Below are 4,446 nucleotides of genomic sequence, written 5' to 3'. Positions count from 1 at the left end.
TCTATTCAAAATTTTCCCGTGTTTCTTTTTGTTGGAAGGATTATAAGGGACAAGGGTGTTATGGAATACGTAAAGGCAGCCGAAATAGTTAAAAAAAAATATCCTTGTGCTAGGATGCAAATGGTTGGTTTCTTTGATACTAACCCGACTGCCTTGCAAAAGGAAGATATTCAAGATTATATTGATAATGGGGTAGTTGAATATTTTGGTTATGTAGAGGATGTAAGGCCATTTTTGATAAATGCATCCGTTTTTGTTTTACCTTCTTATCATGAAGGTACTCCCAAAAGTGTTTTAGAGGCTATGGCTGTGGGGAGACCTATAATAACTACTAATGCCCCTGGATGTAGGGAAACAGTTATTGAGGGTGTTAATGGTTTTTTAGTTCCTGTAAAAAATGTAGATAAGTTGGCTGAGAAAATGGCATGGATGATAGAAAATAAATCGGAAGTTGAAAAAATGGGTATAGAAAGTATGAAAATTTGTCGTAAAAAATATGATGTGAACATAATTAATAAAGTTATATTAAAGACAATGAATTTATAAAGGGTGAAACTATGAGTCTATATGAACAAATAAAAAATAAAAAAACAGCGATATCCATCCTCGGTTTGGGGTATGTTGGTTTGCCATTAGCTATAGCCTTTGCCAAAGTAGCAAATGTGATAGGGTTTGATATAGCCCGGGAAAAGGTGGAACAGTATTTAAAAGGCAGAGATGTAACCGGTGAAGTAGGGGATAAGGCACTGCGGGATACTACTGCCTTTTTTACATGGGAAGAGGTGGATTTGCAAAAAGCAAAATTTCATATAGTGGCGGTGCCTACACCTATTAATCCAGATAGGACTCCTAATTTAATGTTTTTAAAGGAAGCTAGCAAGATAGTTGGTCGGAATCTGGTGCGGGGTTCTTTGGTTGTTTATGAGTCCACAGTTTATCCGGGTGTCACAGAAGATATATGTATCCCTATTTTGGAAAGGGAATCAGGCTTAACATGTGGTACTGATTTTAAAGTAGGATATTCGCCGGAAAGGATTAATCCAGGGGATAAACAACACCGTTTGGAAAATATAGTAAAGGTAGTAGCAGGGATAGATAAGGAAGCTTTAGAAGATATAGCAAATGTTTATAAAATGGTTGTTAAGGTGGGTATTTATCGAGCGGAAAGTATTAAGGTTGCGGAGGCGGCTAAAGTTATAGAGAATTCCCAGCGGGATATAAATATAGCTTTTATGAATGAGCTTGCAATCATATTTAATGAATTAGGAATTGATACAAAAGCAGTTTTAAGGGCTGCAAGTACTAAATGGAATTTTCTTAGCTTTACCCCTGGCTTGGTAGGCGGACATTGTATAGGGGTAGATCCTTATTATTTAACATATAAAGCTGAAGAGATCGGTTATCATTCACAAATTATTTTAGCGGGAAGAAAAATTAATGATGGTATGGGTAAATATGTAGCTGAAAATGTAGTAAAAAATATGATCAAGGCCAATAAACCAATTAAAGGTTCAACGGTAGCTATCTTGGGGATTACCTTTAAAGAGAATTGTCCTGATGTAAGGAATACAAAAGTTGTTGATATTATAAATGAGTTAAAAGAGTATGGAATGAATATTGAGGTAGTTGACCCAGTTGCTGACAGAAATGCACTTTGGCAAACATATGAAATTAAGTTGAAGGAATTAAATGAATTAGAAAACATTGATGCAGTGGTTGTAGCGGTGCCTCATAAATATTTTAAAATTATTAATTTGGCTAATTTGAAAAATATATATAATAGAATTTGGAATGGCTATAGGCAGGCTGATAATAAGTTTGTGCTAATAGACGTAAAAGGAATTTTCAATAGGACGGAGGCCGAAAGCTTAAATTATTTATATTGGAGGCTTTAGGGATGAAATTGGATAAGGGGGTTTTTGTTTTAAGTTTAGATACTGAGTTAGCTTGGGGGATGAGAGATAAACCCAAGGCTGTAGTAAGAAATAAAAGGTATTATGAAAAAACACATAAGGTTATAAATGAAATTTTAAACCTGATGATAAATTATAATATATCGGCTACTTGGGCAATTGTTGGTAAATTGTTTTGAATTTCTAGTAAATTTATCAAGTAGCAATGATCTTTTAGGGGATTTAAAAAAGGATTCAATTTGGTATGGTAAAGAGATTGTGAAAAATATAATGAATTGTTCTGTTTATCAAGAGATAGGTTCTCATAGTTTTTCTCATCTTTTATTCGGGGATAAGACTGTTTCGAAAGAAATGGTACGAGATGAATTAAGAAAATGTCATATAGAAGCTGAAAAAAGAAGTATAAAATTAGAGAGTTTTGTATTTCCTAGAAATCAAGTGGGGAATTTAGATGTGCTCCAAAGTTGTGGTTATAAGTGTTTTAGGGGGCCTGAGCAAATTTGGTACAAAAATTATCCCGGTAAAATAAAAAAAATATGTCATATGATTGATCAGATGTTTTCTATTTGTCCCCCTGTTAATTTACCGGTCAAAGAATGTAATATGTTAAATATTCCGGGTTCAATGTTATATTTATCACGAGATAGTTTTCGAAAATATATACCCATTAAATCAAGAGTTAATAAGGCGAAAAAAGGGATATATAGGGCTATTAACGAAAAGAAAATATTTCATCTTTGGTTTCATCCGTTTAATATAGCTACAGATCCATTGAATCTATTAAAAGGATTAGAAGAGATTTTTAGGGAGGTAGACGCTCTTAGGCAAAAAGGTGAATTAGTGATAAAAACAATGGGACAAGTTGCTAGAGATTATACATAATTAGTATTGAATTTTATGGTTATTGTGTTGGAGGTTTAAAAATGTTGGATAAAAATATTAAAATTCCTTTGGGAACAAAGTTTTTAGTAACAGGTGCAGCCGGTTTTATAGGTTCTAATTTAGTGGAAAGATTGCTTGATATGGGGTATGAGGTTAGGGGTTTAGATAATTTTTCTATGGGAAAACGTGAAAATGTGAAAGAATTTATTTGTAATTTCCGTTATGAATTTATGGATGGGGATATTAGGGATTTTACCACTTGCTTAAATGCCTGTACTGATATTGATTATGTGCTTCATCAAGCGGCTTTAGGTTCGGTGCCACGTTCAATGGAGGAACCTTTAATTTATGAAGATAACAATATTAAGGGAACTGCCAAGATGATGGAAGCCGCAAGGAAGAGAGGTGTGAAAAGGTTTATTTATGCTTCTTCTTCATCGGTTTATGGTGATTCTGTTAAGTTGCCGAAAAAAGAGGGAGAAGAAGGAGAAGTGTTATCTCCATATGCATTAACAAAACAAGTAAATGAGTATTATGGTAAATTATATACAAAAGTATATGGGTTAGGGTGTATTGGTTTAAGATATTTTAATGTTTTTGGTCCCCGTCAAAATCCGGATTCAGAATATGCTGCGGTAATCCCTAAGTTTATTAAAGGATTAAAAGTTAATAAACAGGTTGAAATTTATGGAGATGGTGAACAAACCAGAGACTTTACTTATATAGAAAATGTAATTGAGGCTAATTTAAAGGCATGTATTGCTCCCCAAGAGGCCTGTGGACAGGCTTTTAATATTGCTTTTGGAAAAAAGATTTCAATTAATCGATTATATGAATTAATGTGTGAGGAATTGGGGATTAGATTAGATCCTAAGTATGTTAAATCACGTCCGGGTGATATTAAGCACAGTTTAGCCGATATTACTAAGTCAAAAGACTTGTTAAATTATAATCCGGAGTGGGATTTTAAGAAGGGGTTTGTGGAAGTCGTTAAGTGGTATCATGAGAATATTTAGGATAAGAATTATTCCGTATATAAATTTGATTAAAAAGTAGTAAGTAAAGGAAATCCTGGGTAAAATTCTATGAATCGGAGTGGTAGTTTTGAAGGTGTTGCATATTATTAATGGGCTTGGTGCTGGGGGTGCGGAAAGATTAATTAGTGATATAATTCCGCTTATGAATAGAAAAAATGGGGTAGAGGTTGAGGTTCTTTTACTTACTGATGAAAAAAATGTGTTTAAAGAAAAATTAGAGGAAAATGGCGTCAAGGTAGATGTTGTACCTTATAGAAAAATGTATAGCCCATTGAATGTTTTTTATATAAGAAAATATATAATTAAAGGTAATTATGATGTTGTTCATGCTCACTTATTTCCAACACAATATTGGGTTGGTCTCACCAGAGTGTTGCTAAAACTTAAAGGTGTAAAATTTATAACTACTGAGCACAGCAGTTATAACAGGAGAAGGACGAAGTTTTATTTTAGATATTTGGATAGATATATTTATTCCAAATATGATGGTGTGATTTCGGTATCGGAAAAGGTACATTTTAATTTAATTGAGTGGCTGAAGATACCAAAAGAAAAATTAGATAAATTTGTTGTTATTAATAATGGGATTAATGTTGAGAAGTTTAAACAAGCGA

The 4,446-nt window shown here is 33.2% G+C and carries 6 protein-coding genes; all 6 read left to right on the top strand.

The window, feature by feature from the left end:
• The first annotated feature begins 18 nt into the window (after positions 1-18).
• Positions 19-546: a glycosyltransferase family 4 protein gene (locus GX687_04305; protein ID HHX96669.1), complete on the top strand. Its 528-nt coding sequence runs from the start codon at positions 19-21 to the stop codon at positions 544-546.
• Between the two features lie 11 nt (positions 547-557).
• Positions 558-1,895 carry a nucleotide sugar dehydrogenase gene (locus GX687_04300; GenBank protein ID HHX96668.1) on the top strand — a complete coding sequence of 446 codons (1,338 nt, stop codon included), beginning with the start codon at positions 558-560 and terminating at the stop codon, positions 1,893-1,895.
• A gap of 2 nt (positions 1,896-1,897) precedes the next feature.
• Positions 1,898-2,092, top strand: coding sequence for a hypothetical protein (locus GX687_04295; protein ID HHX96667.1), 195 nt, complete (start codon positions 1,898-1,900; stop codon positions 2,090-2,092).
• The gene (locus tag GX687_04290) at positions 2,076-2,795 is read left to right on the top strand and encodes a hypothetical protein (protein ID HHX96666.1); all 720 of its coding nucleotides are present in this window, start codon (positions 2,076-2,078) and stop codon (positions 2,793-2,795) included. Before GX687_04295 ends, GX687_04290 begins: the two co-directional genes overlap by 17 nt.
• 41 nt (positions 2,796-2,836) lie before the next feature.
• Positions 2,837-3,811, top strand: a complete 975-nt coding sequence (locus tag GX687_04285; GenBank protein ID HHX96665.1) for an SDR family oxidoreductase — start codon at positions 2,837-2,839, stop codon at positions 3,809-3,811.
• A gap of 88 nt (positions 3,812-3,899) precedes the next feature.
• Positions 3,900-4,446: glycosyltransferase (locus GX687_04280; protein HHX96664.1), on the top strand; the 547-nt coding region annotated here is incomplete at its 3' end.

This window comes from Clostridia bacterium, assembly GCA_012841935.1.
GTDB lineage: Bacteria > Bacillota > Peptococcia > DRI-13 > DTU073 > DUTS01.
This window is presented reverse-complemented; position numbering and strand designations above follow the sequence as displayed.